Here is a 24,522-nt window from a genome sequence, read left to right on the forward strand (position 1 = left end):
GGGGACTGCCATGAGACCTCCTTACCGAGGCTGGCCGATGACCTTTTGCACGTCGCCGCCGCGCTGCTGCACGACACCGCGCAGCAGCGCGAGCATGGCCTCCGGGCCTTCGAACCTGATGATCACTTCCTGTGGGGCGCCGGAGTTGCCCGCTGACATCCCTCCGGCGGGGAACCCGGATGCGGCGAGAGTCATCCCCGGCACGGCGCCGGTGAGGGCTCCGAGCTGGTCGCGCAGGCCTGGTGTGGCGGCTGCGATACCTCGCTGGAATCCCTCGATCACGCTGGTGCCGGCGGGGGTGAGTAGCCGGGCGTCCAGGGTGGCCGGCCCCTTCCAGCTGGGGATCATGGAGGTGATCCAGCCGAGGTGGTCTTTGAGGCTGGGGACCATCGCACGCAAGCCGTCGATGAAGCCGGACAGCGCTCGCGCTCCCGCGTTGTAGAGCACGCTGCCGATGGCGCCGAGTGCGCGGAGAGCCACCTGAGGCAGCTCGTTGAATCGCTGGACGGCATCTACCAGGAAGCCCCGCAGGGCTTGCTTGGCGTATGAGGCCGCACCTGCCATGTCGCCTTGCATGAGTGCTGCGAGGGACTTGAGGAGCGGGACTGCTACGTCCCGGATCGACCGCGTGAAGTCGCTGATGAAGAAAGCGGCGATCTGGAGGAAGAAGTCCAGGACGGGCCGGAGCACCGGGAGCAGCCGCTGAAGCAGTTCCGTGGACATTTGCGCCCAAAGCTGGATCAAAGGAGCCAAGGCGACCATCAGTTCGCCGAGGGCCTGCCCCAGGGACACCAGGGTGGGTGAGAGTTCGACGAGCAGGTCGCCGACCAGGCCTAGCCACATCGCGAGTTGTTCGCCGAGGGCTTGCGCCAACGGCCGTATGATGCCGGGAAGTTGAGCCAAAACGGGGCTGAGGGTGTCTTTCAGGGTTTTTGCGACATTTTGCACTATGGGTGCCAAGGCCTGAAAGACCACAACTGCCGCATCTAGCAGTGGAGTTAGTGCTGGCAGCAGTGCAGCGACCAGCTCGCCCGCCACTGTGAGCAGCGGCGACGCGGCAACCACCAGCGCGCCTACGGCCTTCGCCCCGGCCACCAGAACCGGACCGAGGGCCCGGATCACGGGTTGCAGTCCAGCGCCCAAAGCCTGGATCAGCACCTGCACCGGGGGGCCCAAGGCCGTGAAGACCGGAGCTATGGCCTGGAGGGCGTCCGCGAGGAGCGGACCCACGGTCTTGCCGAGGACCGACATGGTCTCGTAGATCGACTTCAACCCGGCCTGCACGGCAGGCGTGTTGAAGGCGTCGGCCATCGCACCTGTGATGTCCTTCAGGACCCCGATGAAGCCGCCCCCGGACGCCTCCATCGGCTTGAGGATGTTCGCGAAGATGCTGCCGACGTTCGCGAAGACGTCGAAGAGGTCACCGACAAGGCTGATGGCGTCCTCGATGGCCTTCTGCATCCGCCCGCTGGCGAAGCTGTCAGCCATCCGAGCGGCGAGCCGGTCCAGCGCTCCGCCAGCGGCCGCAGTGAGCCGCTCGAAAGCCGGCCCGGCCGCCGCAGCCACCTGCCCCAGCCCCGTGACGATCTGCCCCGGCGCCCGCGAGAGATTCCGCAGCCCGGCGGACGCCGACGCCATGGCGCGGCCCAGGGTCCCGGACTCGGCCAGGTCCCGCGCTGCATCCAGAACGCCGCGGCCCATCATGTTCAGGGCGCCGGCCGAGTCGACCAGGCCGCGACGCAGCACTGGCAGGACACTGCCGGCCGTGCGGGTGATCTCCCCGGCCAAGCCCTGCATGAGGGTCTGCTGCACGTCCAGGCGCAGGCTCTCCCAGGCAGGCTTGAGATCAAGGAGCGCCTGCACGAAGGCCCGCGCTGCCGGCGCCAGCTTGCCCATGGCCTCGGCGAACGGATCGGCCTGGCCGCCGGTCGCCTCGGCAAGTGCGGCCTGGGCGCGCCGGACCTGCTCGATCCCGTCCGCCGCCGTACGGGCGGCATTTTGGCGGGCGTCGGCGAGGTCGCGTTCCCGGTCAGCGACGGTGCGCTGGGTGTCAGCGACCCGCTCCTGTGCCTGCCGGACCGCGTTCGTGCCCTCCACACCGGCCGCATTCGCCTTCGCGGTCTCCTGCCGGAGCCGGGCGGTTTCGGTCGTCTGCTCTTTGAGGCGCTGGACGGCGCGGTCGTACGCGAGCTGAGCGCGGGCGATCTCCTTGGGGTCGCCGCTGGCGCGGGCCTTCGCCAAGGCCTCCTCGGCATCGGCGACGTCCAGCACGGCGTCGCGCTGCGACAGCTCGGCGTCGGCGAGCCTGTTGTTCAGGTCTTCCAGGTCACGGGCGCCCTGCTCACGGGCGTCGTTCAAGGCCATCTGCGCGGCGCGGGCCTCGCGCTGCGCGTCGGCCAGCCCGCGCTCGGCGGTCGCCACCTGCTTGGCGGCCTGCTCGTTGGCGCGGGCCGCCGACTTGACCGCGTCAGACAGGGACTGTTGGGCTGACGCCGCCGCCTTGGCGCCGCTCGCGGCTGTGGTGGCGGTCTTCCCAGCGCCGGCGATCGCCTCGGCGATGCCGGAGGTTCCGAGCTTGATGGCGCCAACGGCCTGCCCCAGCATGAACACGGCACTCGCACCGAGCCCGGCCGCTGGCGCGATGTTGGCCAGAGTCGCCACCAGGCCAGCCGCTGCCGGTAGGGCTGTGCCGAGGGCGGCCGCGACAAGGCCGCCCTTCGCCGCCACCGAGCCCAGCACGCCCGCCGCCGAGCCGAGGCCTCCCAGGGTGAGCGAGAAGCGCCGGCCTTCGCGGTCGCCCATGCTCAGCCCGAGCGCGGCCCGCTGTCCTGCGGACGCGAACCGGCCGTCGAGGGTCCGCAGGCGCCCGGACGCGTCCGTCGTGTACCGGACGACGGACTCCTGAGCGTCGAGCACAGCACGCTGTACACGGCTGCTGTCCGCACGGAGGTCCATCTGGACCGGGTGGCCCAGAGAGACGAGGTGGCCGTCAAGCGTGCGAAGCGATCCGTCTGTGGACTGGACGAAGCCGCGCACTCGCAGCTCTGCCGCGCGCAGGTCAGCGACCGAGGAGAAGCGCCCGTTCAGCGCCCGGAGGTGCCCATCCGTGCTGCGCTGAAAGCCGCGCATCTCCAGCTCGGCGGCGGACAGGCTCCGCGCGAACCCGGTCTGGTCGGCGTCGATCCGGGCGACAAGTTCGCCGATGGTCAGCGCCATGCGCGGCCTCCCTGTCAGGTAGCGAGAGAGGCCAGCGCGGCCCTGATCTGGTCGGGATCGTCGACCACGTTGATCTCGTCGCCAGCCAGACGCCGCCACATGGCGTCAGCGGACAGGCCGGCGAGGAGGACGTAGAAGCGGCGGCGGGTCAGCTGCGCGATGTCCTGCGGGCCGAGCCGGTATTCGCGTTGGAAGTCGGCTTCGAGCGCCCACCAGTACCGGCGGATCGCGCGCGTCGTGCGGCTCGGTTCGGCGGCGGGGCTTTTCCCTCCGCGACGCCTTCCTGGGTGAGCTTGTAGGCGTCCTCGAAGCTGAACTCGGTGCCGCGGGCGTTGGCCATGCCCCAGGTCAGGACCACCCGGAATTCGAGGAGGCCCATCCCGTTTGCCCGCCACTGGTCTAGGCAGTCCTGGCCGAAGATGAGGCCGACCAGCTCGGCGATGTCGTCAAGGCTGGTGGAGTCGTGCAGCTCCTCGACGCGCTGCTCTACGAGCATCGGCATGTCGGTCGGGATGGCGACCTCGACGCCTCGGATCGTCGTGGTCTGCGGGCGGGACACGGACGCCCAGAAGTCGTCCCAGGACTGCGTATCGCTCGTCTTGCGGGCGGTCACGGCTTCGCCGCCGTGGTAGACGGGCCGGAACGGGTGAACGTGGCGGACCACGACACCTCGTCGTTGTTGCCACCGCCCTGGTCGCCGAGGGTCACCCGGGTCTGGGCCCAGACGGTCCAGGTGGTGTCGTTGGTGTGCGCCCACCGAAACCCGGTCAGGCTCTGCGTGCCGAGCCGGTCGTTCATCGCCTCGACGATGGCCTGGCCGGGATCGAGGGCGCCGGTGGCCGGGTCGCGGAGGCGGAAGCCCTCCAGCTGGAGGCTCTTGCCGATCTGCATCTTCATGCTTTCGGCCTGGCCGGCGCTGCCGAAGGTCGTGGTGTCGGTGGTCTCCTCGTCCTCACTCTTCGTGAACGTGTTGATCGCGAGAGGAGAGATCGCCACCCAGGTTCCGGGACTGGCGTAGTTCTCGATCTGGAACACGATGTCCCTCGCGTTGTACTTCTGAACTGCCATGACTCCTCCAGGGCATGACGAAATGCCCGGCGCGGCGGAGCCGGCGGGCTGGAGAATCGGGGTGGGTCAGATGCGGTGCGCGGTCACGGAACGCACCTGCATCCGGACGTTGAAGACATGCTCGTGCCGGCGGTTGTCGTCGGCGCCGAGCCCGGCCACGTTCCGGGCGACCGCCAGCAGCAGATTCGTGCCGTCGGCGAGTACAACCGGGCCCAGGCCGTGCAGCTCGGAACGGATCGCGAGCGCGCGGGCGCGGGAGACGCGGGGGTCGGTGGTCCCCCTTACGCGGACCTGGACGGCCACGGTGTCGTAGCCGATGTGGGAGTCCTGCTCGGCGCCGTCGTCGTAGATGCCGAGGACGAAGCACACGTCTGGCGTGCTGGGCAGGGACTCGATGAACACGTCCCCGCTGTGGCCGGCTGGGTCGTAGGTGACCAGGCCGCGGGCGGCGAGGTGCTGGGCGAGGCCATCAAGGAGATCGTCAGCCACGCAGCCACCGCCTCAGGGACACCTGCATGAGCCGCAGCAGCACCTCGCGGTCCCGGTTGAGCGGGATCTCCAGGTACTTCGCGGACCGGCCCGGCAAGTGCTTCCAGGTCAGCTCCTCGTGCTGCCGCTTGGCGTACACGGTGTCGTAGGTGACGGCCCCGTCGAGGCCGTCGCGGACGACGCGCCCGGAGCGCTCCAGGGTGCCCTCGCGCAGCGGCACCAGCTTCCGAGACTCGGCGAGGAGATGCTCCAGCGCCCGCTGGAGCCCTTCCTCCGCGCCCCGGCGGCCGCGGGCGCTCGCGCCCAGGCGGCTGCCCTCCCAGCGCAGTTCGGTGTACTGCCTCGTCATGTGAGGGTCACCTCCCTGTGGTCTGGTGTGCCGAGGCCCGGCGCGGAGTGCAGCGCCGAGGTGATGACGGACGCCGTCCGGCCGGAGGGAGTGGTGACCAGGGACTCCGGCGGGCAGGCCTGGGTGGGCATCAGGTAGAGCGTGGTGGAGGCGACGACCTCCTCGCCGCGCTCGCCGCGGACCGTGCGGACCGTCTCCTCCACGAGGGCCCGGGCCGCGACCGGGGCTGCGTACTGCGGCCCGTACGCGGTGTCGCCCTCGTAGACCTGGATGGTCACGGTGTGGACGAGCAGCCAGCCGGGGATCACGAGATCACCAGCCCGAGCCGGAGCCGGTCCGGGGTGAGGTCCGGGCTGCGGAGCGCGTCCCACACCGCCGGGGCGACCTGCCGACCGGGGGAGTCGGCGCCGGACACCGCGGTCACCGACCGGCTCAGGCGTACGGAGCCGATTTCCACGCTGCCCCAGCCAGCCCCGGCCGCGCCGGTGACGTCGCCGACCTCCACCCCCCATTCGACCTGCGCGCACACCGCGGTCGCGAAGGCCGCGGCGACGAGGGCGTCCGTGGGGAGTCCCGTGGTCGGGCTGGCCGTGTAGACGCAGAGGCGGAACACGGCCGCGTCCAGGAAGCGGCCTGCCCGAGCGAGCCGGGCGTCGATGTCCGGCGGCGCCGCCGTCCCGGTGAAGGCCTCGTACTGCTCGGCGGTGGCATAGACGCGGGCCATCGCCACCACCTCCTACGCGGAGCAGCCGACGATGACCACGTCGTAGGTGACGCTGGTCGACCCGGCGCTGTTGGTGACCTTGAGGATGTCGCCGGTCGCCGCCGTGACGGGCCATCCCACCGCGTCACCGGCGCCGGCCCCGAAGCCGCACCACCCGCCCGGCTTGAGCGTCACCGTCCCGGTCGAGTTCAGCAGGGTGGCCCACGGGTTGGTGCCAGCCCCGATCACCACGTTGTTGGTGTTGGAAGCGGACGCGGCGATGAACAGGCCTTTGATCCGGACGAAGGTGATCGTCGCGCCGTAGACGTCGGCGAGGATTCCCGCCAGGTCGAGATCCTCGGTCGCGCTGGCGGCCAGCGTGCGCTGGTCGTGGAATGCCTTGTCGGCCTGGCCGGCGCCTGTGCCGGATTCCAGGTGGGTGGACCAGATCTTCGCGAGCGGATCGGAGGTCAGGGTGAAGTCCTGCGCCTTGGTCTGAAGGACGGAGGCGCTCATGCTGAAGTCGCTGATCATAGGCACGTATGCCCCCTACTTTCGTCGTCGGGCCGGCGGCGCTGAACTGTCGTCGGGCGGTTCGTCGGCGGGCGGTCCGGGCTCCGGAAGTGCCGGAGCGGGCGTGCCCTCCGGTTCATCGGCCTCGGCGGGCTCAGGCTGGCCCATGACCTGGACCTGGTACCCGGGCTCGGCCCGGAACCAGGCCAGCGCCCGCGCGTTCTGGGCGTCGTCGTCCACCACGGCGTGGCCGTTGGCGAACGCCACACCCATCACGCCGCCCGTGACCGGCCCCGGCGCCGCAACGCGGTACCGGACCGGAGGTGCGGGCGGGGGCGCGGCCGCGACGTCGGTGTCCTCGATGGGAGTCATGCCGTCCGCCTCAGGTGAGGACGACGTACGGCACGAAGCTCTTGCCCGAGGCGCCCGTGATGGTGGCCGGCGCGGTCCCGGTCAGCGACGAGCCAGAGGACTGCGACAGGTTGCGTTCCCCGGTGACGATCGCCGGGGCCGCGCACGTGCCCAGGAGGGTCGGCGGGGTCGTCGCGGCCACCATGATGCCGACCCAGTAGATGCCCGTCCGGGTGATCGTCACCGGTGCCGTGAGCGCCAGCTGCTTCGTGGTGTTGGCCGCCCACGCAGTCGACGTCTGGTCGGCGCTCTGCGCCAGCAGGGCCGGGGTGGCCGAGCTGTCGTAGAGCGCCACCCAGTAGTTGGTGGGCGTGCCGGCCGCCGTGGCGCCGGACCGCACCGACACGGTGGTGATGACGTCACCCGAGCGGAGGTGGATCGGGACGGAGGTCATGACGCCGGTGGCCAGGGCAACCTGGCCGGTGTCGGAGGCCGAGTCGTAAAGGCCGGTGCGCGGCATGTTCCGGCGGTAGAAGGTATCCGGGCTGGACGGGTCGGCGGCGTTGACGTGCGCCATGGCGTCGCGGACGTTGCGGGTGTACCCGCCGAGCTGCTCACTCACTGGCCGGTCCCTTCTTGAGGATGGTGGCGCGGGCCTGGCCCGCTTCTTCGGCAGCGAGCACGCGGGCCCGCTCGGCCTCGCCGGCGTCGGCAAGGTAGGCGAGGACGTCGGCCACGTTGTGCCCGGACGGGTCGAAGTCGGCGGCGGGCTCCGGGGCGGGCATGCTGCTCGCCACCGTGGGGACTTCGTCGACGATGTGGTAGCCGCTGCGCCGAAAGTAGGCCAGCGCCGCCCGCGCGTTGGGCACCTGCGGGTCGACGGTCGCGGCGCCGCCGGTGAAGGTGACGCCGCCGACCTCGCCGGAGAACCCCGGTTCGGGGCTGTGAACGGTCAGCATTACGCGACCTTGATGTTGCGGAGGACGCCGCAGGAGCGGGTGTTGCGGAGCACCGCAGCGACCGGGCCCATCTCGATCTCGCCGGTCTTGACCGCGCCGGGCTGTGAGAAATCGGGCATGTAGGTGTTGACCAGCGGCTGGCCGGCGACAGCGGCGCCGTGCAGGGCGTCCAGGCCGAAGCTGACGGCGTACAGGTCGGTCAGGTTGGTGACGTTGCCACCACCGCCCGCACCATCGGGGTCGCGGGTCTCGACCGGGATGATCGGGGCCGAGCCGAGCGCGTTGTCACCGAGGTCGACGAGGACCCACGGGCCGTACATCTCGATCTGCCGGCCGAGGTCGTCGCGGGTCGCGGTGTAGATCGCAGCCCACCGAGCGAGCGCCCGCATGCGGGTGATCGACTTGGTGTTGCCGAGGATGGCCTTCACGCCCGGCGGGAGCGCGCCCGGGGCGCCCGCGTCGCCGCCGCCCGTGTGGGACGGCACGATCCGGGAGAGGAAGTCGTCGACGACGTCGAGCTGGGCCATGGCCTCGGGCTGCGTGTCGATGGTGCCCCGGGTCCAGTCCAGGTATCCGGAGGTGACACCCTCGTTGAACGGAAGGTACTCCGTCGACTGGCCCGTCAGGCTCTTGTCGAGGCCGTCGAAACCATCGGCGTTGACCGCGGTGTCGCCCCGGATCAGCTCGTTCTGGAAGCTGGTGCGGACGCCCGTCAGCAGCTGCTGCATCTGGAAGCTGATCTCGTTGGTCTGCGACGCGCCGAGCCGAGACAGGACCCGGTCGATGGTGAACGCGCCGCCGAGCGGCTTGAGGTCCACGCTGTAGCGCTGCCGGTTCGCCTGCGCCGGGGTGTACTCCGAGTTCATCGCGCGAAACTGGGCGCCGCGGCCGGCGGTCAGGCGGGTGTAGCCGTAGGTGAGGCTCGCGCCGCCGGTGCCGGGGGTGACCGTGTCGTCGAACGCGATCTGGTCGAGGAGCCAGCTGTAGCGGCGGAGGTTGTCGATGACGGCGTAGTCGATGTCCGCCTGCGAGTTGATCTGGGCCTGGGCGAGGGTGACGGGCACGGGGTGCTCCTAGGGGGTCAGGTACCGAAGGCGCCGCGCACGGCGGCGTGGAGTGAGGTGGGGCGCTGCCGGGTGCTGCCTTCGCCGGTCCCGCCGGAGAGGTCGCCGCCGGACGCGGTGGCGGCCGGGGTGGCGGCGAGGCTGGGGTTGTCCTTGACGGCGGTCTTGATGGCGTCGTCGAGGGCCGCAGCGAAGCCCTTGTCCGCCGGGTCGAGGCCGCTGGCCGCCTTCATGAAGGCGCGAGAGTCCAGAAGCGCGTCCGCCTTGGCGCCGGCCTTGGCGGCGCGGGCCCAGACGGCGAGTTCGACGTCACGCGCGCGGAGCTGGGCGTCTCGCTCGGCGAGGGTGCTGTCCTTCTCCTGAATGGCCTTCGCGAGCGCTGCCGGGTCCGGCGGGGCCTCGTCTGCGACGAGGCCGAGCGCCTTGCCGAGCTTCTCGGTCAGGGCCTTCACAGCGTCGTCGGCGGCCTGCTGCTTGGCGGCAGTGCGGTCCTTGCCGGCCTCCGAGCGGGCGGTGCGCAGCTCGCGTTCGAGGCGCTTCACGGTGGCCGCGAGGTCCTCGGCGTCCGGCCCTTGGCCGCCGCCAGTCTCGGTCGTAGTCGCGGCCGGTCCGGAGGCCTGTCCGGAGGATCCGGACGGGTCTCCGCCCTGGTCAGCGGCCTGGCCTCCGGTTCCGCTGTCGGCGGATCCGGATGCGTCTCCGGCCCCGCCGTCGGCGTACAGGTACGGGTCGAAAGGGCCGGTGCGGTAGGGGTGGGACCAGCCGGCGCCCGCGTGGGATGTCGGGCGAGTGAGGGTGTGTCGCGGCATGGGTGCGCCCTCCGGGGCGTGCGGGCGGCCCGCTCCCGGCGGTCCGCGGTCGGGGTGGGGTTGGCGCCGCGCCTGGCGGTCGCTGGGGGTGGCCGCTCGGCGGCCGTGGTGCGGATGGCCCGCTCCTGGCGGGCCGGAGTTCCCGGCCCGCGCCAGGCGGGCCGAAGTTCAGTGGGCGCGGCCGATCTGCTCGCGCGCGGGCTGGCGGATGATGTGGTCGTGCGCGGCGACGTGCTCGCGGGCGGCGGCCTGCCACGTGCGGACCTTCGCCCGAGCCCGGGCGCGGGCGGCGTTGTCCAACGCGGCGGCCTCGGCCCGCTTCCAGCGACGGATGTGCCGCTCGATCGCGCGCTGGCGCTGCGTGTCCTCGTAGGTGGTGCCCGGCGTCGCGTGCTGCGGGGGCCGGGTCGTCACGCCGGGCAGGTACAGGGACAGGGAGTGCCTGCAATTCGGGTGGAACAGGCCGGCTGCTCGGGCCTCGGGGAGGCTCCCGGCGATGTGCACCGCGACCGTGCGGGGCGGCGCGAGCAGGCCCCGGAGGCCGGTCGGCTGTACCGCGTGCTCCGTGCGGACCGTGCGCGGTCCGGGCGGTCCGGTCAGGGCGAGGACTTCACCCTCCCACGGCGCGCACAGCGGGCACTCCAGCGGCGCATCCGACACGATCACCAGGCCCTGGCCGACCTCGGCCATGGCGTCGATGTGCCCGTCGATCGCGGCGCGGGCGGTGACCGAGCGGACGGCCATCTCCGCGTAGGCGGCCAACTCCCAGCTGCGCCCGGACCGGTCCACGAACCCGCTGACACCGCGGGCCGCGAACTCGTCCAGTGCGCGCTGGGCGGCGGCCCGGCGGGTGATCCCGGTCAGGAGCTGCGTCCCGGCCGCCCGCGCGTTCACCCCGCGGAAGGTGTCGAGGACGGCGCGGGTGATGCGCTGGTACAGCGGCCGGGTGTCCCGGGCGTACGACGCGGCGAGCCGGTCGACGGCCGCCGCCCCGGGAAGGAGCCGGCGGGCCTGGAGCTCCCGGCCGATGTCGAGCGCGCCGAGCTCGGCCACGGCCGCCTGCCGGCCGCGCCCGTATGCGGTCGTGAGCGCTGCCGCCACGGCCCCGTTTGCGTCGTCCTGGAGGGCCGCGGTGACGGTCTCGACGGCCTCGCGGAGGTCCCCGAGGGACCTCAGCTTCAGCTCGGCCCACCGGGGGCTGTCAATGCCCTCGGCGAGCGCGTCGCGGAGGATCGCGATCAGGGCGAGCTCGGCGTCCGCGTACAGCATCGCGATGGCGGCGGCGAGATCCTCGGCGAGGGCGGGGGAGACGGGCATCGGACCGCCTCCCCACGGCTATTCCGCGCCGGTGGCCATCGGGTCAGCGACGTCCCGGCCTGACTCGCGGAGGATCCGGCGGACTTCTTCGGCCTGCCAGTCCGCGTCGCGGTCCGGGTTGGCCAGGGCCACGATCGTCTCCGTCGAGGCGCCCTCCGCGCGGCGCAGAAGCTCGGCCGTCTCCGCCAGCGTCTTGACGTCGTCCTGGATGGAGTCCCGGAACTGGACCGTCGGCCGCTCGACGGCGACGGCCGGCAGGCCCGGGAACATGGGGGACGCCTCCAGGATGAGGAGGGTCTCGACGATTTCCGCGATCCCGACGGCCTCCAGCTCGCACTTGCGCGCGCGGGTGCTCATGCTGCGCGCCGTACGCGCCTTGATCTCCGTCGCGGTGGCAGCGGTAGCGCCCTCAGTGTCCCCGAAGGTGCCGCCGGAGTAGCCGGCGGTGCGAATGACCTTGCTGGACAGGTCGGCGATCGTCTCGCGGTGTGAGAGGTGACGGATCTCGAACTGGTTGAGGGTGATGCCGTGTTCGGAGGTCGGCGGGATGTTCATCGGGGCGAACACCTCCCGGTCCTCCCACGACACGCCCTGGCCGAGCCCGCCGGACTGGAGGTACCCGGCCGGGACGATGATGCGGGAGCGGGCAAGGCGGACGTCCCGCATCCAGCTGGTGTACACCTCGTCGATGCTGCTCAGGAACGTCTCGCTGCCCTGGTAGTCGGACGCGCCGAGGCCTGCGGCACCCGGAAGGTCGTGCCAGTCGGGTGCGGAGACGGTGTTCGGGATGTACGTGCTGGCGAGCCGGTTGCCGATCGGGAGCGTCTGCTCCGGCAGGAAGGACCGGGTTTCCTCGAAGGCTCCGAGGTCGCGGGGCTTGCCAAGGTTGTCCTCGCTGCCCTCGTAAACGCCGTGCAGGATCTTCCCGGGTTCGTGCTGCTCCAGGTGCCGGATGACCTTCTGGCCGTCGACGCCGAGGACAGTCCAGTAGGTGACTGCGCGGAGCCGGCCGTGGACGAACTTCGGGGCGGCGCCGTCAGCCCGGACGAGGCTGATCCAGGGCCGGTCGCTGATGGTGAGGTCCCAGACGATGCGCAGGTACGCCCCGCCGAGCGCGGCGGACATCTCGGCCTGGGCGAGGAGGGTGCGGCGGAGGCCGTCCTCCATGAGCTGTTCCAGGCGCTCCCGGGTGCCGAGGTTGTCGGTGAGGAGATTGGGGGGCTCGCTGAACAGCAGGTCGCTGGACGTGCGGGCGAGGTCGCGGGCCAAGGGCAGATGGAGGTTCGACCGCTTCTCGCCGAGCGGGGTCGGCATGCCCCAGAACCACCGGGCCATGGTTCCGACGAGGCCGCCGCGGTACTGCGAGGGCCGGTTGGCCAGGGTGCCGTACCGGTTGGTGATGCGGTGCCGGTTGGAGTACCGGTAGGCGAGCCGGTCAGGGTTCGCGGAGTACCAGGCAGACCAGTCTTCGATGTCGGAGCGGACGGCCGGATCGATGGGCGGCCACGGGGCGCCGGCCTCAGGGAGCGGCATGGGGCACCTCCTCGTCGGCCGGGTCCGGGTGTTCGTAGGCGTCGGCGGCGGCCCGGAGCATGTCCGCGATGGCGCGGCGCGCGTTGGTGGCCCATCCGCCGCCGGACGCGGGCAGGTCGAGGGTGGCGATCTCGGCCTCGATGTCCCCGATCCGAAGCGCGACAGGCAGGATGACAGTGTCGATCACGCGGCCACCTCCAGCTTCGGGCGGATCAGGCCCCGCCACTCGTGCGCGGTGGAGTGCAGGGCGTAGCGGAGGGCATCGGCCGAGTGGTCGTTCGCCTTCACCGGTTTGTCCTCGCCGCGCTCGGCGGCCCGCTCGTCCCATGCGTAGGTGGGGAGTTCGCCGAGCAGGCCAGTGCAGGAGCGGTGAAAGCGGAGCAGGCCGGAGCCGAGGGCGACGCTGACGGAGCGGATCCCGTCGAGGACGTCGTTGACGGCCGGGGCGATCCCGGGGACGTTGTCGTGCCACAGCTGGTTCATGAAGGAGGCCGCGCTCGGGTCCACGAAGATCCATTGCGGCTGTACGCCGCGTGCTTCGCGCTGCCCGGGCGGGCGCACGTTCGCGAGCCAGTCGCGCACGTTGCGGGAGTACTCGGCGTCGGTGAGCTGACGGCCTACGGCGCGGGAGTCGTGCCGGTACTCGGAAGCGACATACAGCCGGTCGTCCTCACCGTGGCCCACCAGGACGGCGCTGAAGGCGTTCACGGTGCCGTAGTCGATGCCGACGGCCGTCCAGCGCTTCATGGGCGGCATGACGTCGACAACGTGCTCCTCCGCGTCGAACATCTCGTAGACGGCGCCGCTGGCGAGGCACCACTCGCCGAGGATGAACCGCCGGTACCACATGCCCGTGTACTGGGCTTTCAGGCGGGAGACCCAACCCGGGTCGAGCGAGGGGTTGTCGTCGAGGGTGAAGTGCCAGTTCCGGAGCCCGACCTCGGAGCCGCGCAGGATGAAGTCCGTGCGCAGCCAGTGGAAGGGCCCGTCCGGGTTGGTCGTGGCCAGGAGACGGGACTCGGCGCCCACACGTAGGCGGGACAGCAACATCAGCCAGAACGGCTGAGGCAGGAGAGTCGCCTCGTCAACGTAGGCGAGTGCGATCGTCGAGCCTCGGATCCTGCCCTCAGCGCGGGCGTCGGACGCGCCGACGAGGTGCACGGTACGGCCGAGGATGGTGGCCGTGGTTGAGCCGGCGGTGTGGAGGACGTGCATGGCTAGCGGCCCGAAGAGGTTGGTGGACTGGAGCGGGTCGATGATGTTCCGCTCGATCGTCTGGAGCGTCCGTCCGACGATCACGATCAGCCCGTGGTCCGGGGCGACAGCCAGGCGGAGGAGAAAGGCGATCAGCGACCCGATCGTCTTGCCGCTGGAGACGGCCCCTGACCACAGGGCGATCGGGACATCTTGGGATTCGACGATGGAGCGGATCTGCGCGGGAGAAAGGGGCAGGGGGACGTCACGGAGCATCACCGGCCCCCTCGTCTCCGTTCATCGCGCCGTAGGCGGCGGTGAGGCCGGCGGCGAGCTGGCCGAGCAGGCTCTTGGCGTCGCTGACGCCGTTGTCGGAGTTGAGGGCCTCCAGCTTGACCGCCTGGCTGGCAGCGGCTCCGGCGGCCTGGATCAGGTTCCGTACGTCCTGGGTGGGAAGGTCGGTGGCCGTGTAGCGGATGACCTTGCCCAGGGATACCTCGGTGATCTGGTGCTCGTCGCGTTCGAGCCGGGCGAGGATCTTGTCGGCCTGGGCGTAGTACCGCTCAATCAGGCTCTGACGGCGCTCGCGGGTGTCGATGACGCGAGCGCGGGTGGCCTCGGCGGTGGCGGTGCGGTCGAAGGTGAGGCCCAGTTCCTCGGCGAGGACCGACACGGTGCGGGAGCTGCGCCCGAGCTGGCGGGCGATGGCGTTGCGGCCGAGACCCTCGGCATGGAGGGCACGAACTTGTTCGCGGTCCTCGTCGGTGACCGGCCGGGGCGTAGTGGCCATGGCGTCACCTCCGTTGGGGCCCGCCGTCCGGGGCGTCCACCGCGCGCCCTCGTGCGCGGGAGCCGGCCGGACGGCGGGAGCTGGGGGTTAGGGGATGATCCACTCCCCGGTCTGGGAGGCGAACCCGCTGTTCATCGCGAACTGGACCTTGACGATCTTCGAGTCCTTCGGGACCTCGTAGACGATCCAGCCGAGCACCTTGCCGCCCGGCGACGCCTTGGCCGCGCTGGTCATCGCCGGTCCGGCGGTGATCTCTCCGAACGTGGTGTGGAATTGCTGGCCCTCGGCGTCGGCCACCTGGGTGCCGTTGCTGGGGCTGTCGTTGTAGACGGCCGTCCCGGTGTTGACCAGCTCGAACTGGGCGGCCACCCAGCGCTTTCCGTCCTGTGGCTTCATGAAGTCGTCGGCGGACTGCGCCGGGTCGGCCCACTTCTTGATGGTCACGGCCAGCTGCTCGCCGTCCCCGTTCCCCTTCAGGGTCACGGTGTCGCCCACGGCTGCAACCTTGCCGGGTGCCGGCTTGCTCGGGGCGGCCGGGGCGGGGACGGTGGGGGACGGCGGGGCACCCTTGGCGTCCGGCTTGGTGGTGATCTCGTTGGTGGGGCCGCAGGCGGTGAGGGCGAGGAGTGCGACGCCGACGGTGGCGCTGGCGAGGTGGTGTGTACGCATCGCGTCATGGTCGCCGGGTTCGGGTGCCTGTGTGGTGGCTGTGATCGGTCTGTGACACGCGAAAGCCCCGCGCGGTGGCGGGGCTTCGGGGGCTGCTGTTTCCGGGCACGCCGGAGTTGCCGCCCATCTTGAGGGATGACGGCTGGTTTTGCAACTGGGTGCACTCGGTGGATGGCGTGCCCTACTCGCCTGCGTCCGCCGTCCGGCGGTACGCCCTGCGCTTCGCGACGGCCTCGTTGACGGTGGCGCCGAGCCAGCGATGCGCGCGCTCGGACGTGTCGTCCGCAGCCGGCCAACGGCCCTTCTTCACGTCGGCGCGGATCGTCGCGGGCTTGATGCCGGTGGCGGCCTCGATCTCCTTGGCGGTGTACAGCCGGTCCGGCGCGAGGGTGGCGGCCTTGCGGGCGAAGTGCTGCGCGACCACGGCGTCCACGGCGGCGCGGTCGTACACGTAGGCGTGTCTGCGCCGGCCGACGGGGGCCGGCCAGTCGGGGTGGAGACACCAGCGGGAATTCAGGGTGTCGACGGAGCGGCCGTAGCGGTCGGCGATCTCCTGGAGCGTCTCGGCGTCGGGCGGGGTGGCTACCATGGGGGTGTCCGGTCTCTGCGAGGCTGGTTGGTGACCGGCGGGGTTTTGCGCCGGGCGCGTGCGCCCGTGGGCTTCGGCCCGGCCCCGCCGGTCGTTTGGCTTGTTGTACGGGGGAGCCCCCCGGCTGGATGCCGGGGGGCTCCTTTTCTTACTCCTGGCGGTCGAGGAGTTCCGTGAGGTGGAGGATCGCGTCAGCTGCGTCGTTCAGGACCAGTTCGATCTCTACTGCCGCGACCTTGGAGGGTTCCTCGGCGTGCAGCCAGACTCCGAGGAGTCGGGCGGCTGCGTTCCAGTAGAGGCTCGCGCCCCAGACGTGGGCCTGGATCTCCATGTCGATGGGCTGGTCCTTGATGATCTCGACGACTCGGGAGACTGCCGAGGTGAGCTCCTTGGACTGGAAGACCGGGCCTCGCGGGAGGGTGATCGGGACGGGGAGCTTGGTGAGAGCCTCCGCCAGTGCCACGTAGGTGGTGACGATCGCCTCCGTGAGGAAGGCCCGCATTTCGTCGGTCTCGTCGGACATGTTGTCCTCTCTCTGTTGAGTTGTGCTGGTTGGTGAGGGCTTGGGGTTTGCGGCCCCTTTGCTGCCCTCGTGTCTCTATTATGAGGCACGACTACTGTGAAAGGCAACACTTTCATGGTTGGAAGTGGCCCCAACCCGCCCAGGGCTGGGGCCACTTGCCCTCTGATCAGGCCAAACGCCAGCCGAACAACCGGTCATCCGAACCCACCTCGGCCGTCAGACGCCGCCCCGGCAACTCGCGCATGGGCAGGCCGACATCCTCCGCGATGATCGACGCCGGGTACCGCTCCGGCGCCGCCGGGTCGGCGACATCGGCGACGATCTCCGCCTCGGCGCCGAACAGCAGCAGAACTTTCACGTTCACTCGCTCGCTCATGTTGCTCATCTTCCCTTTCACAGGCCCCGCACTGGCGGGACCGGGTCACTTCGGCTGGTCGGTCTGCTTGCTGGGCGGTGTCTGCGGCGGCGGGAAATGCCCACCGCGCGACGCCTGATAGGTCGTCTCGTGACCGACCAGGCGCGGGTCGTCGGGGGCTGGGGTGGGCTGGCGAAGAGGCATGGATGGGGCTCCTTAGAAGGGAGACGCCCGGTCTCCCGGGCGGGAGATGCGGGGGAGACGCTTCAGTAGATGTGCAGGTCAGACGACAGGAGACGCGACGGGAGGCACACCCTCGGCGGCCGGCCGGGGAGTGGGAGAGACGGCCTCCCGGCGGACCCCGCGCGTCGGGGTCCCGTTGAGCTTCAGCTTGGGTTCGACGGGGATGCCCAACGCCTCGATGTGGCGGCGCAGGTCGGCGACCTTCCAGGAGGTGTGGTGACCGTCCTCCTGGAGGCGCATGAGGACGGTCTTCAGGTGGACCCCGGGAGCGTCCCCGATCAGCTCCCGGAGAAGTGCCCGAACGGCCTCCGCCGGATTGGCGCTGACGGGGTTCACGGCGGGGGCGGGCGGGATGGGTTGGGGGCCAGCGCGCCAGGCAGCCCAGCACCCCCACGCGGCGACCACCCACAGGACGACCGGGAGGAGCTGCACGAGCCGCCACGCCAGCAGGGGTGGCACGGCGAGCAGGGCAACGCGGAGCGCACGGCCGCCGAGGGAGTGGGCGGCCCGCACCCACCCGGCCGCCCCGGCGGTGTAGCCGGTCAGCAGGACGGCGGCCCCGCGGCACAGCCGCTCCGCGGCGGGCTGGAGGCGGCTCACAGGATGCCCTGCCCCTCCAGAGCGGCGCGGGCGGCCGTGCCGATGCCGTTGGCAACGGAGGGGAGCCCAGAGAGGAGGTTCGCGACGCCTGCGGTCGCGCACAGGGTGGCTCCGCAGAACAAACCGCCAGCAGCCCGCTTCTTGATCTCCTTGCTTGAGGCCTTCCAGGCGAGAGCCAGCGCGACGGTCAGGAGGAAGACGACCACACCGCCCTCAGGGCTGAGGGAACCCATGGAGCCGCTGGCCAGTGCTCCGCTGTCGGTGCCGGTCGCGCCGGGCACGGCCCGCTTGCCGGTGCCGTTGGCCGCCTGGACGGTGCACCCGGCGAGGAAGCCGAGGAGGCCGCCGATGCACACGGTGGCGAGTGCGCCGAGGGTGAAGTGGATGGCGAACGGGCCGATGACCTTGGGTTCCCACTTCGCCTTGTGCATCGTGCGGACGTTGGCATAAAGGACGGCCAGGCTGATGGCCGATCCGGCGAGGGTGAGGGGCGTGCTCACGGGTGTACTCCGGTGACGGCGGTGACGATGTCGTAGGGGTGGGCCATGCCGACGGTCCCGACGAGGGCGGTGGCGAGCCCGGTGCGGGTGAGGAGCCGGGGGCGTACGAGGTCGATGGCGAAGGTGAAGCCGAGGCCGCCGAGAGCGAGGATGTACGCAGGCATGAGGCCAGCCTCGGCGCGGCACTCGGTCAGGGTTGCTGCCCATCCGGTGGCGAGGCTGTAGCCGCGGGGGCCGAGCGGGGCCACCGCGAGGGCGGCGCCGGCCAGGGATGTCCATGGTCGGGCCCAGGCCCACAGCCAGGACCAGTCGCGTGCGGGCTCGGGCTCCGGCTCCGGATAGACGAGGTCCACGGTGACGCGGACCGCGAGCGGAGCAGGGTCCGACTCTGGCGCGGAGTGCCAACCGGGTCCGGCCGACGGCGGGGGAGGAGGAGCGGCTGGCCGCCAGGGCGGTATCTCGCCGGGCTCCGGCGGCCGCGCGGGCAGCGGCGCGCCGGGCGGGATGATCTGCGAGGGCTTGATCGGGACGCTCATCCGGCCCTCCGGATGTCACGGAGGTACCGGTCCACGGTGTCCTGTCGCGCCCTCGGGTCGGCGACACGATGAACGTAGGCGAGGATCGAGGCCCCGTCGGCCATGCCGGAGTGCCACGCGGTCTCCACTGCCTGTCGGACCGACGGACGCAGCGGGACGACGTCCTCCGGACCGTCCGGATCCCTGTCCGGGCTGGGGCTGGCCCCTTCGCGGGCTTCCAGGGCTGCAAGACGGCGCAGCTGCGCGCGGAGGGCGAGCTTGGCGGCGACGCGGTCCTGTCGACGGACGAGCCACTGCTGGGTGCGGGGGTCGAGCGGGCGGGCGTAGGCGCGCAGGGTGAGTGTCCATCCGGTCTTGGCGAGGGCCGATACGGCTGCGGCGACGAGCCCGACCGCAAAGGAGGCGGTGAGGCGGCCGTGGAGGCAGACGGCGGCCATGGCGATGGCGAGCGCGACGTGGCCGGCTCGGCGGTAGAGGGCCGCCCGGTCGGGGTCGTACCGGTTGACCCACTCCAGGATCAGGCAGTTGATCCAGAGGAGGTCGAACACGCCGGCGGCGGTGTACGCGGCGGCGGCCGGGGCGGTGCGGTGGAGGAGGTCGCCGATGCTGACGGTGGACCAGCCGACGGAGGCGAGGACGCTCGCCGCGGTGGTGGTGGTGACGACGGTCAGGCCGATGTCGTCCCAGTCGAGCGGGGGCCGGGGGAGCTTGTACTTCTCGGGAATGAGTTCGGTCTCGCCGTCGATGGTGTGCTGGACGTAGCGGGTCGCGGTGCGGGTACGCACGGGGTGCTCCGGGGTGTGCGGGGCCGGGGCCGCGCGGGTGGTCAACGCGGGCCCGGCCGGTCGAGGGGTGGGTCAGTGGGAGGTGTCGAGGCAGGGCCGGCCGTCGCGGCAGTCCGGGCAGGCGGCCTTGGCCTCGCACCCGGTGCAGCTGCCCTTGGGCTCGCCGTCGTGCTCGACGCAGAGCACGTCCACGTAGGAGCCGGAGGTGCAGCGGTAGGTCGTGGCGAGGGCCTGCTCCGCCATCTCCCGGGCGTCGCAGACGGTGAGGTCGTCGTCGAACTGGATGAGTGCGCGGTCCTCGGCGTTGAACACGGCGTGGATCATCGGGCGCTCCCGGCGGGCGGGAGGAGGAGCGCGTATTCGCCGCGGGTGATGTCGCGGGTGATCTCCGGCATGACGGCGAGGAGGTCGCGGATCAGCTCGTCCGCCTCGTCGGTCCAGCCGAGCGTGTCGCTGGCGTACCGCTGGGCGATGGCGAGGCGGGCGGCGTCGGTCATGACGTGGTGGGCGCGCGGGTCGGTGAGGCGCTTGACGGCGTAGGCGAGGCCGCCGCGGACGCGGGCGTCGCGGCTGGTCTGGCGGAGGGCCTCGTCGGGCTGGCTGAGGTGCGTCATCCGGCACCGCCCAGGATGTGCAGCAGCGCGACGACGGCCGGGGCGCCGGTGGTGTGCGCGGTCTCGGTGAGGCGGTCGACGGGGGCGTTGACCGCGTCGATGATGGCGCGCGCGGTGTCCGGGAGGTACGGGTCGCTGGGCCGGACGGCGAGGCCGAGCATGGCAGCGACGGTGCAGCCGCGGCGCATGCGGAAGGCGTCGGAGCGGTTGGCGTGGGCGAGGTCGGCGGGGAACGGCACGTCGTAGCCCAAGGGGAGGGTGTGGCCGTCGACCTGGGAGAGGTATTCGCCGGCGGCGTCGGCGATGTAGCGGCGCCGGCCGGGGGTGGTGCGGGCGATTGCGGTGAGCGCGTGGTCGAGCTGGCGCCGCGCCGGGCTGTTGGGCTGGTGGGGGTGCTGGGTACGCTCGGGCATGGCTGTTCCTCCTGGTAGGCAGGTGGGACGGCTGGCCCCGGCGGAGCTGCGAACTCCGACCGGGGCCGATCTGCGTTGCTGGTACGACCGTAGCGACTTCCTTGTTTTGAAGCAAGGAAGTTGAGAGGATGGATCCATGCCCGACTCCCCGCCCGAGGAAGTCGTAGAGACGGGAGGCCCGGACTTGATCTCGTTCGCGGACATGCCCGCGCGCCTGGAGGCCGCCGGCCTGAAGAAGCTCAGCAAGCAGCGCTGCCGTCAACTTGCTGAGACCGACCCCGACTGGCCGGTGCCGCTCGCCGAAGCCACCAAGATCGGCCGAATGCGCCTCTTCGACTGGCGCGTCCTGGAACCGTACTTCCGCTCGCGGACATCGCGGCAGGGTCAGCGCACCGACCTGAAGCCGCGCCTCGAGTAGCCCGGGCGCGGCGGAGCCCCTGGTCCCTGGCGGATCGGGGGCTTCCTGCCTGTACGGAGCCCGGCCCCGTGAGGTGAGCGGTAGGCTGCGGCTCCCCGAACCGAGGAGCATCACGATGGCTAAGCGCGGTCTCTCGCACTCCGATCATCTGAGGCTGGGGCAGATCCTCGCTGGCCTTCAAGTTGCGTTGTTGCAGGCGGAAGTCGATTTGGAAAACGCCTACCCGCGGTCAGGGGAGAGGGCCTTCCCGGCGAAGCAGCTCGGCGCGGCGGGTGATGCATTGCGTGAGGCGCGAAGGGCCCTGGAGAGCGCCGTGTTCGACGAGCACCCGACTGTGGCCGCGACGGAGGACTACTTCCCGTACTCGGAGCATGAGGCGAGGGTCGAGGTGCCGCCAAAGCCGGGCAGCAGCAGAGTGCGCTTTGGGTGGCAGAGCTGAAAGCAGGCTCGCCGGCGGTGACAGTCAGCCCCCGATCGCGGCGGATCGGGGGCTGCGCGCTGTCCGGATGCGTCCGGAGTCGTCCGGACGCAGGCTGAGACTATGGGCGACCACCTGATCGTGATCGGCAAGCCGTCACCGACGGGTGGCCGCCGCGTGCGGGTCGACGGGGAAATCCTCGGCCTCGCTCACGGGGTCTCGGATGTGCTGGAGTTCTTGCGCCGGGCCGGCCTTGAGTGGGATGAGGCGGACCTTCTGAGCTCCGGCTTGGTGGAGTGGAAGGGTGGCGGCCCGACTGAGTGGCCGGAGTCGCCGTCTTAAGCGCCAGGAGGCGAAGGTCTGCCATGGAATACCCGAGCGAAGATGTTCGGCGGCAACTGGAGGAGATGCGTTACGACACCGAAGAGGACTGCGCGAGGAATCTCGCACACCTCGCGGAGCTCATCGGAAAGCAGCCGAATATTTCACCCGAGTCGGACCCATTCGAATCACTCACCGCCATCGAGGGATGGGCTTCCCTGGCGTCATACGTGGTCGCCCGGACGTATGCGCCGCAGAGTCCATTTCGGTATCCGGGCTGGACCCACCATGTCGGGCGGCTGCTGCGGCGGATTGCAACGCAGCTGCGCTCCGAGCTGCTGAAGATCGCGCAGTTCCTTGGTGCCACCGGATGTTCGGTGGGTGTTTCCTTCCCATGGGGGCTGAGCGTATCGCTCGATTGGACGGTTTAAGTCTCAGGTGAAAGGCGCGCTCGGCGGTGCAGCGTTGATCATCGTCATCCGACGGCAATGACCGCGGCTCGATGAAGTGGGTGGCGGGTGTCCTGTGACACCGAACCTTGAGGGCATGCGGTCACGGTCTCAGCAAGCATGAAGGCGGCCCGAGACGCCGCTGGAACGGCTTCGGGCAAGATGCACGGCGAGGGCTGTGAAACCGTCAGTACGGCCCACCGCAAGGTAGTAGGTTCATCCTGCTACATCACCTGCCATCCAGGGGGACGCATGAAGTGGGCCATGAGCGATGACTATGCCGCTCTCATCACAACCGTCATCGTGGCTGTGCTACTGATAGGGACAGTTCAGGCATACACCCTGTTTAAGGCGTGGGGGGATGGGTTCCTTGAGTTGACCGCGGACTGGCGCACTTCCGCCGACAATGTCATCCAGGCAAGGCGAGCCGGTGTAGAGGTTCCGGCGGAGGATCTGGCCAAAATTCACGAAGGCAGGGAATCGAACCGAGTCAAGAGGCAGAAGTTCGCGGCGCTGGTGGGGGCCTTCGCGTGGTTGTCCATCTGCGCAATCCTGGTCTTAGTGGAGATCAAAGTTTTGAAGTGGTCGGCCACCCACAACCCAAAAGAAGACCCGCAACTGGCTAAGGCGGCGTTCCTAGCCTGCGCCGTATCCATCGTCATCCTGGTAGGCGAAGGACTGGGGCGGGTTGTGGGGCGACTCGCAATCGGCGTGAAAAGGCAACGTGAGTGGGCGCGCCAGTACACGGACGACGACCTGCGCCACTACGACGAGGCCTTGCGGGTGTATAGGCAACGTCAGGAGGCCGAGCCCACTGACTCTGTCACCTGAGCGCTCGGCCGTGTTACCCGTCGCCAATGCCGTGCCGGGCGGGGGCCTCCTGCCCAGAGCCTGGGGGTAGGGGCGCCCGGCGTCCGGGCCCGTCTGGATCCGTCCGGAGACCGCCCGGACGGGTCCGGACGGCTACGCAGCCGCAGTCTCGGGCAGCGTCCAGCCGCGGGCGCATCCCTCGCACCGGGCGGCCGGGGCCCGGCCGGCGCCGGTGGTGACGACGATGCGGCCCGCGCAGTCGGGGCAGGGCCGGACTGCGGTCTCCTCGCGGACGGTCAGGCCGAGGACCGCGGCGATCCGGTCCGCGCAGCCGGCGGCGACCTGCTCGACGTGGTGGAGGTGGGCGGCGGTGAGCATCCAGAACGGGCCCGCCTCGCCCACGACGCGCGCGTGGAGCCAGCCCGCCGCGTACTCGACCGTCCGCACGCCGACATACCGCCAGCGGCGCGGGTCGCCCTGCTCATCGTCGGCGCACTGGTTACGGAGCGCCCGGTCGACGGCTGTCCACCCGCGGGCGGCCCAATCGTCCGGGGCGTGGCTGATCGCGGGCCGGGTGATCTGGGGGGCGAGGGTGTCGGCGAGGTGGATGAGGGTGGTCTCGACGAGGCGGGCGGTGTCGAGGACGCGGAGGGAGACGGGGGCCGGCGTCTCGCCGATCTGCTGGGGGTCTCGCTCCAGGGCCCGGAGGGCTGCGGCTTCTTCGGCGTCGGCCTGGTCGAGGACGCGGAAGAGGTCGGCGCGGCTGGCGAGCCAGTTGGTGCCGCGCTGGTCGAGGGCGTCGTCGAGGTGGGGCCAGAGGGTGGCGATGCGGATGAGGTGTGCGGCGGCGGGGTGGGTGGTCATCACGGTGCTCCTGGGGCGTGGTGCGGGTACGGTGGTGGCCACCTGGGGGCGCATCCGGTCTGTGGCGGACGGTGGATGCGCCCCTCGCGCATGCTCAGGCAGGCCGGATCGCCTGGGGCTCGTCGATGGCGGCGTGAATCCGGTCGAGCGCCCAGCGGGCGCCGGCGGAGAAGGTGTCCGTGCGGGTCTCGTCGCGGTTGACCGTCGGTAGGGCGGCGATGCGGTCGTGCTCGGCGCGGACGCGGGTGAGCGTGGCTTCGGCCTGCTCGGCGCGCGGCTCGGCAGCCTGTACGTCCTGGACGGCGCCGACGTAGGCCCGCCGGTTGCTGCGGCAGACCGCGGTGAGAGTGTCGAGGCGGGCGTACAGGTCGTCGAGGTCGTTGTCGGTGATCGTGTCGGCGGTGTGCCGGGCGGGCTGTTCGGTCATCGGCTGCTCCTGGGGTGGCTGGTGAGGTGCCAGGCGAGGCAGTGCGGGCACGGGTAGAGGGCGATTTCGCTGCGGCCCCGGGCGCGGAGGTTGCGGAGGTTCCGGCGGGCGGCGCCGCGGGTGCGGTAGGTGAACTTGCCGGTGGGGCAGGTCACCGGTTGCTCCCGTTGGCCTCCAGGACGTAGCCGCTGCGGCGCGGTTGACCGGTGCGGGTGACGGGCTTGGTGTGCAGCTGGCTGACGCGGATGCGGCGGAAGCGCTTGCCGGTGTTGGCGTCGACGACGTAGGCGTCCTCGGCGCCGGGCTGGTAGGCCTCGATGAAGATGCGCCGGCCTTCGTCAAGGGGGTTGGCCGCGCGGTAGGTCTGACCGGGCTTAATGGTCATGGGTGTTCTCCGTGTTGGTTGTTGCGGGCCCAGGGCGGGCCGTGAGGGCGGCTGTGGCGGCCTCGCGGCCGCCGGGTGGGGCTGGAGGCGTCCCGGCCCCAGTACGCGGCGTGTGGGTCGGTGTGGCGGCTGGTGCGGTCCTGCTGCTCGCCGTGGCGAACGACTCGGCCGAGGAGCAGGGCTACGGCGGTGCCGCAGAGCAGCCACAGGGCGAGGCCGGCGAGGACGAGCAGCAGGGTCAACACGGG

39 protein-coding genes are annotated in these 24,522 nt (G+C 71.0%); 5 read left to right on the forward strand and 34 right to left on the reverse strand.

Going from position 1 to position 24,522, the window contains the following annotated elements; translation table 11 throughout:
* Window positions 1-21 precede the first annotated feature (21 nt).
* The 29 genes from ACFY0O_RS26595 to ACFY0O_RS26735 form a co-directional block, all read right to left on the reverse strand.
* A complete protein-coding gene (locus tag ACFY0O_RS26595) occupies window positions 22-3,216 on the reverse strand; it encodes a hypothetical protein (RefSeq protein ID WP_388950921.1) in 3,195 nt (1,064 codons plus the stop codon).
* A gap of 148 nt (window positions 3,217-3,364) precedes the next feature.
* The gene (locus ACFY0O_RS26600; protein WP_388950924.1) at window positions 3,365-3,829 is read right to left on the reverse strand and encodes a hypothetical protein; all 465 of its coding nucleotides are present in this window, start codon (window positions 3,827-3,829) and stop codon (window positions 3,365-3,367) included.
* The gene (locus tag ACFY0O_RS26605; RefSeq protein ID WP_388950927.1) at window positions 3,826-4,284 is read right to left on the reverse strand and encodes a phage tail tube protein; all 459 of its coding nucleotides are present in this window, start codon (window positions 4,282-4,284) and stop codon (window positions 3,826-3,828) included. The genes ACFY0O_RS26600 and ACFY0O_RS26605 overlap by 4 nt, the downstream gene beginning before the upstream one ends.
* Before the next feature lie 66 nt (window positions 4,285-4,350).
* Window positions 4,351-4,773, reverse strand: coding sequence for a minor capsid protein (locus ACFY0O_RS26610; RefSeq protein ID WP_388950930.1), 423 nt, complete (start codon window positions 4,771-4,773; stop codon window positions 4,351-4,353).
* The gene (locus ACFY0O_RS26615; RefSeq protein ID WP_388950933.1) at window positions 4,766-5,122 is read right to left on the reverse strand and encodes a minor capsid protein; all 357 of its coding nucleotides are present in this window, start codon (window positions 5,120-5,122) and stop codon (window positions 4,766-4,768) included. Before ACFY0O_RS26615 ends, ACFY0O_RS26610 begins: the two co-directional genes overlap by 8 nt.
* Entirely contained in the window at window positions 5,119-5,430 is a 312-nt protein-coding gene (locus tag ACFY0O_RS26620; RefSeq protein ID WP_388950936.1) for a hypothetical protein, read from the reverse strand. The genes ACFY0O_RS26615 and ACFY0O_RS26620 overlap by 4 nt, the downstream gene beginning before the upstream one ends.
* A complete protein-coding gene (locus ACFY0O_RS26625; protein WP_388950939.1) occupies window positions 5,427-5,846 on the reverse strand; it encodes a hypothetical protein in 420 nt (139 codons plus the stop codon). Before ACFY0O_RS26625 ends, ACFY0O_RS26620 begins: the two co-directional genes overlap by 4 nt.
* Window positions 5,847-5,858: 12 nt before the next feature.
* The gene (locus tag ACFY0O_RS26630; protein ID WP_388950941.1) at window positions 5,859-6,365 is read right to left on the reverse strand and encodes a hypothetical protein; all 507 of its coding nucleotides are present in this window, start codon (window positions 6,363-6,365) and stop codon (window positions 5,859-5,861) included.
* 9 nt (window positions 6,366-6,374) lie between these two features.
* The gene (locus ACFY0O_RS26635; protein WP_388950944.1) at window positions 6,375-6,710 is read right to left on the reverse strand and encodes a hypothetical protein; all 336 of its coding nucleotides are present in this window, start codon (window positions 6,708-6,710) and stop codon (window positions 6,375-6,377) included.
* Between the two features lie 10 nt (window positions 6,711-6,720).
* Window positions 6,721-7,311 (reverse strand): hypothetical protein, encoded by a 591-nt coding sequence (locus ACFY0O_RS26640; RefSeq protein ID WP_388950947.1) that lies wholly within the window; start codon window positions 7,309-7,311, stop codon window positions 6,721-6,723.
* On the reverse strand, window positions 7,304-7,648 hold the full coding sequence (locus tag ACFY0O_RS26645; protein WP_388950950.1) for a hypothetical protein: 345 nt from the start codon (window positions 7,646-7,648) through the stop codon (window positions 7,304-7,306). The genes ACFY0O_RS26640 and ACFY0O_RS26645 overlap by 8 nt, the downstream gene beginning before the upstream one ends.
* On the reverse strand, window positions 7,648-8,712 hold the full coding sequence (locus ACFY0O_RS26650) for a major capsid protein (RefSeq protein ID WP_388950953.1): 1,065 nt from the start codon (window positions 8,710-8,712) through the stop codon (window positions 7,648-7,650). Before ACFY0O_RS26650 ends, ACFY0O_RS26645 begins: the two co-directional genes overlap by 1 nt.
* Window positions 8,713-8,729: 17 nt before the next feature.
* Window positions 8,730-9,254, reverse strand: coding sequence for a hypothetical protein (locus ACFY0O_RS26655; protein ID WP_388950956.1), 525 nt, complete (start codon window positions 9,252-9,254; stop codon window positions 8,730-8,732).
* A 435-nt stretch (window positions 9,255-9,689) separates the two neighbouring features.
* Window positions 9,690-10,838 carry a phage minor capsid protein gene (locus ACFY0O_RS26660; RefSeq protein ID WP_388950958.1) on the reverse strand — a complete coding sequence of 383 codons (1,149 nt, stop codon included), beginning with the start codon at window positions 10,836-10,838 and terminating at the stop codon, window positions 9,690-9,692.
* A gap of 18 nt (window positions 10,839-10,856) precedes the next feature.
* Window positions 10,857-12,371 carry a capsid protein gene (locus ACFY0O_RS26665; protein ID WP_388950961.1) on the reverse strand — a complete coding sequence of 505 codons (1,515 nt, stop codon included), beginning with the start codon at window positions 12,369-12,371 and terminating at the stop codon, window positions 10,857-10,859.
* Window positions 12,358-12,558 carry a hypothetical protein gene (locus ACFY0O_RS26670; protein ID WP_388950964.1) on the reverse strand — a complete coding sequence of 67 codons (201 nt, stop codon included), beginning with the start codon at window positions 12,556-12,558 and terminating at the stop codon, window positions 12,358-12,360. The genes ACFY0O_RS26665 and ACFY0O_RS26670 overlap by 14 nt, the downstream gene beginning before the upstream one ends.
* Window positions 12,555-13,841, reverse strand: coding sequence for a PBSX family phage terminase large subunit (locus ACFY0O_RS26675; protein WP_388950967.1), 1,287 nt, complete (start codon window positions 13,839-13,841; stop codon window positions 12,555-12,557). The genes ACFY0O_RS26670 and ACFY0O_RS26675 overlap by 4 nt, the downstream gene beginning before the upstream one ends.
* Window positions 13,831-14,355 carry a helix-turn-helix domain-containing protein gene (locus ACFY0O_RS26680; RefSeq protein ID WP_388950970.1) on the reverse strand — a complete coding sequence of 175 codons (525 nt, stop codon included), beginning with the start codon at window positions 14,353-14,355 and terminating at the stop codon, window positions 13,831-13,833. The genes ACFY0O_RS26675 and ACFY0O_RS26680 overlap by 11 nt, the downstream gene beginning before the upstream one ends.
* A gap of 87 nt (window positions 14,356-14,442) precedes the next feature.
* Window positions 14,443-15,024 carry a DUF4352 domain-containing protein gene (locus tag ACFY0O_RS26685; protein ID WP_388950973.1) on the reverse strand — a complete coding sequence of 194 codons (582 nt, stop codon included), beginning with the start codon at window positions 15,022-15,024 and terminating at the stop codon, window positions 14,443-14,445.
* A 181-nt stretch (window positions 15,025-15,205) separates the two neighbouring features.
* Complete coding sequence (locus ACFY0O_RS26690; RefSeq protein WP_388950976.1) at window positions 15,206-15,613, reverse strand: helix-turn-helix transcriptional regulator; 408 nt, start codon at window positions 15,611-15,613, stop codon at window positions 15,206-15,208.
* Window positions 15,614-15,761: 148 nt separating this feature from the next.
* A complete protein-coding gene (locus ACFY0O_RS26695) occupies window positions 15,762-16,136 on the reverse strand; it encodes a hypothetical protein (RefSeq protein WP_388950979.1) in 375 nt (124 codons plus the stop codon).
* Between the two features lie 166 nt (window positions 16,137-16,302).
* Window positions 16,303-16,512: a hypothetical protein gene (locus ACFY0O_RS26700; protein WP_388950982.1), complete on the reverse strand. Its 210-nt coding sequence runs from the start codon at window positions 16,510-16,512 to the stop codon at window positions 16,303-16,305.
* A 261-nt stretch (window positions 16,513-16,773) separates the two neighbouring features.
* Window positions 16,774-17,334 (reverse strand): hypothetical protein, encoded by a 561-nt coding sequence (locus tag ACFY0O_RS26705; protein ID WP_388950985.1) that lies wholly within the window; start codon window positions 17,332-17,334, stop codon window positions 16,774-16,776.
* Window positions 17,331-17,834: a hypothetical protein gene (locus tag ACFY0O_RS26710; RefSeq protein ID WP_388950986.1), complete on the reverse strand. Its 504-nt coding sequence runs from the start codon at window positions 17,832-17,834 to the stop codon at window positions 17,331-17,333. The genes ACFY0O_RS26705 and ACFY0O_RS26710 overlap by 4 nt, the downstream gene beginning before the upstream one ends.
* Window positions 17,831-18,370, reverse strand: a complete 540-nt coding sequence (locus ACFY0O_RS26715) for a hypothetical protein (protein ID WP_388950989.1) — start codon at window positions 18,368-18,370, stop codon at window positions 17,831-17,833. Before ACFY0O_RS26715 ends, ACFY0O_RS26710 begins: the two co-directional genes overlap by 4 nt.
* A complete protein-coding gene (locus ACFY0O_RS26720) occupies window positions 18,367-19,155 on the reverse strand; it encodes a protein transporter Sec31 (protein WP_388950992.1) in 789 nt (262 codons plus the stop codon). The genes ACFY0O_RS26715 and ACFY0O_RS26720 overlap by 4 nt, the downstream gene beginning before the upstream one ends.
* A 72-nt stretch (window positions 19,156-19,227) precedes the next feature.
* Window positions 19,228-19,479, reverse strand: coding sequence for a hypothetical protein (locus ACFY0O_RS26725; RefSeq protein WP_388950994.1), 252 nt, complete (start codon window positions 19,477-19,479; stop codon window positions 19,228-19,230).
* Complete coding sequence (locus tag ACFY0O_RS26730) at window positions 19,476-19,769, reverse strand: hypothetical protein (RefSeq protein WP_388950997.1); 294 nt, start codon at window positions 19,767-19,769, stop codon at window positions 19,476-19,478. Before ACFY0O_RS26730 ends, ACFY0O_RS26725 begins: the two co-directional genes overlap by 4 nt.
* Window positions 19,766-20,182 carry a hypothetical protein gene (locus tag ACFY0O_RS26735; RefSeq protein ID WP_388951000.1) on the reverse strand — a complete coding sequence of 139 codons (417 nt, stop codon included), beginning with the start codon at window positions 20,180-20,182 and terminating at the stop codon, window positions 19,766-19,768. The genes ACFY0O_RS26730 and ACFY0O_RS26735 overlap by 4 nt, the downstream gene beginning before the upstream one ends.
* A gap of 136 nt (window positions 20,183-20,318) precedes the next feature.
* Here ACFY0O_RS26735 and ACFY0O_RS26740 point away from each other — a divergent pair, with 136 nt between their 5' ends.
* The 5 genes from ACFY0O_RS26740 (at window position 20,319) to ACFY0O_RS26760 (ending at window position 22,619) form a co-directional block, all read left to right on the forward strand.
* Window positions 20,319-20,600: a hypothetical protein gene (locus ACFY0O_RS26740; protein WP_388951002.1), complete on the forward strand. Its 282-nt coding sequence runs from the start codon at window positions 20,319-20,321 to the stop codon at window positions 20,598-20,600.
* A 115-nt stretch (window positions 20,601-20,715) separates the two neighbouring features.
* Window positions 20,716-21,039, forward strand: coding sequence for a hypothetical protein (locus ACFY0O_RS26745; RefSeq protein ID WP_388951005.1), 324 nt, complete (start codon window positions 20,716-20,718; stop codon window positions 21,037-21,039).
* Window positions 21,040-21,141: 102 nt separating this feature from the next.
* Window positions 21,142-21,360: a hypothetical protein gene (locus ACFY0O_RS26750; RefSeq protein WP_388951007.1), complete on the forward strand. Its 219-nt coding sequence runs from the start codon at window positions 21,142-21,144 to the stop codon at window positions 21,358-21,360.
* 23 nt (window positions 21,361-21,383) lie between these two features.
* Window positions 21,384-21,770 carry a hypothetical protein gene (locus tag ACFY0O_RS26755; RefSeq protein ID WP_388951010.1) on the forward strand — a complete coding sequence of 129 codons (387 nt, stop codon included), beginning with the start codon at window positions 21,384-21,386 and terminating at the stop codon, window positions 21,768-21,770.
* A gap of 282 nt (window positions 21,771-22,052) precedes the next feature.
* On the forward strand, window positions 22,053-22,619 hold the full coding sequence (locus ACFY0O_RS26760; RefSeq protein WP_388951013.1) for a hypothetical protein: 567 nt from the start codon (window positions 22,053-22,055) through the stop codon (window positions 22,617-22,619).
* A gap of 132 nt (window positions 22,620-22,751) precedes the next feature.
* Here ACFY0O_RS26760 and ACFY0O_RS26765 read toward each other — a convergent pair whose 3' ends face one another.
* The 5 genes from ACFY0O_RS26765 to ACFY0O_RS26785 all read right to left on the reverse strand — a co-directional run bounded on the left by ACFY0O_RS26765 (window position 22,752) and on the right by ACFY0O_RS26785 (window position 24,519).
* Window positions 22,752-23,462, reverse strand: coding sequence for a hypothetical protein (locus tag ACFY0O_RS26765; protein ID WP_388951016.1), 711 nt, complete (start codon window positions 23,460-23,462; stop codon window positions 22,752-22,754).
* Between the two features lie 94 nt (window positions 23,463-23,556).
* Complete coding sequence (locus ACFY0O_RS26770; protein WP_388951019.1) at window positions 23,557-23,889, reverse strand: hypothetical protein; 333 nt, start codon at window positions 23,887-23,889, stop codon at window positions 23,557-23,559.
* Entirely contained in the window at window positions 23,886-24,044 is a 159-nt protein-coding gene (locus tag ACFY0O_RS26775; protein ID WP_388951022.1) for a hypothetical protein, read from the reverse strand. The genes ACFY0O_RS26770 and ACFY0O_RS26775 overlap by 4 nt, the downstream gene beginning before the upstream one ends.
* A complete protein-coding gene (locus tag ACFY0O_RS26780) occupies window positions 24,041-24,274 on the reverse strand; it encodes a hypothetical protein (RefSeq protein ID WP_388951025.1) in 234 nt (77 codons plus the stop codon). The genes ACFY0O_RS26775 and ACFY0O_RS26780 overlap by 4 nt, the downstream gene beginning before the upstream one ends.
* Entirely contained in the window at window positions 24,271-24,519 is a 249-nt protein-coding gene (locus ACFY0O_RS26785) for a hypothetical protein (RefSeq protein WP_388951028.1), read from the reverse strand. Before ACFY0O_RS26785 ends, ACFY0O_RS26780 begins: the two co-directional genes overlap by 4 nt.
* Between the last annotated feature and the right edge of the window lie 3 nt (window positions 24,520-24,522).

Origin of the sequence: Streptomyces sp. NPDC001594 (assembly GCF_042893675.1) — a bacterium.
In the GTDB taxonomy this organism is placed as follows: Bacteria; Actinomycetota; Actinomycetes; order Streptomycetales; family Streptomycetaceae; genus Streptomyces.